Here is an 860-nt window from a genome sequence, read left to right as displayed (position 1 = left end):
CTCGTATCAATCCGCTGTTCCTTGCTGGTGGCTATGCCCAGTTTACCTACGGCTTTAACTACTGGGGTCCGACCGGCATCTTCACACGCGACACCCATGTCGTCGTGCGCAAGATGGAGAAGTTGGAATGGTAGGTGAGATCGCGACACATGATGATGATCATGATCACGACCATCATCATGATCACGATCATGAATCGGCTCCGGCGCACTTCAGTGCGCCTGAGCGGGTTAGCGCCGGGAAATACGTGACCATTAACTACACGCTGCGGACTAACGGTCAGATTCGGCACATTCGTTCAGCTGTATGGGGCGATGAGCCGTTGGAATATCAGCATGGAAGTGGACGGCTGCTGCCCGCTCTCGAGCGAGAGCTCGAGGGTCGGGTTGCAGGCGATCGATTTGAAGTGACGTTGCCGCCCGAAGAGGCTTACGGAGAACGGGACAAGGCGTTACAGCAGCGAGTGCCGGCTGAAACGTTTGGCGGTGTAGATCAAATTGAGCCGGGAATGTGTTTTCTCGCGCACAGCGACGACGAGCGCCGTGTAGAGAACGTGATTGTTACCGAGGTCGATGAGGATAATGGGTATGTGGTAGTTGATACCAATCACCCGCTTGCGGGCATGACGCTTGAGTTTGAGGGTAGCATCGTTGCAGTACGGGACACTCCAACCCCAGAAGGACATCAGCATATTGATCCGCTGATGGCCAGCATGGGTGATGGACTTGCGTTGGCTGCTGCGCAAGCAACAGTGGACTCACGCCGGAAGCGGAGTGATGAGCCTTCTAACTCAACTGGGCCTGATTCTGTCGATGAAAATGGTAGCGCATAAGTGCGCAACGACACTCTAAAATGAAGTC

1 protein-coding gene is annotated in these 860 nt (G+C 54.7%); it reads left to right on the top strand.

Going from position 1 to position 860, the window contains the following annotated elements; all coding sequences use genetic code 11:
* Positions 1–127: 127 nt before the first annotated feature.
* A complete protein-coding gene (locus tag NWI01_RS18615) occupies positions 128–832 on the top strand; it encodes an FKBP-type peptidyl-prolyl cis-trans isomerase (RefSeq protein WP_141385422.1) in 705 nt (234 codons plus the stop codon).
* The last annotated feature ends 28 nt before the right edge of the window (positions 833–860 follow it).

The sequence above is a fragment of the Nitrobacter winogradskyi genome (assembly GCF_006539545.1).
Taxonomy (GTDB): Bacteria; Pseudomonadota; Alphaproteobacteria; order Rhizobiales; family Xanthobacteraceae; genus Nitrobacter; species Nitrobacter winogradskyi_A.
The sequence above is the reverse complement of the archived record's forward strand: the minus strand, read 5'-3'. Positions and strand labels throughout refer to the sequence as shown.